1 protein-coding gene is annotated in these 256 nt (G+C 63.7%); it reads left to right on the forward strand.

The features are described 5' to 3' along the window. Window positions 1-256: transposase (locus SB717_RS37580; RefSeq protein ID WP_410908234.1), on the forward strand; the 256-nt coding region annotated here is incomplete at both ends.

Consider the following 256-nt stretch of genomic DNA (forward strand, 5'->3'; position numbering starts at 1 on the left):
GCATCCACTTCATCGAGATATCCATCCACTCGCTCATGAAGCAATCGGCACTCTGCCGCAAGATCGCCCAGATACCCGGAATCGGCCCGATTACCGCGACGGCCGTCGTCGCAGCAGTCGGCGACGCCCGACAGTTCCGCAACGGCCGGCATCTGGCTGACTGGCTGGGCCTCGTGCAGCGGCAGTATTCTTCCGGCGGCAAGTCGCGCCTGTGTCACATCAGCCGGCGCGGTGACACCTACCTGCGCACTTTGCT

This window comes from Priestia sp. SIMBA_032, assembly GCF_046535215.1.
Taxonomy (GTDB): Bacteria; Bacillota; Bacilli; order Bacillales; family Bacillaceae_H; genus Priestia; species Priestia aryabhattai.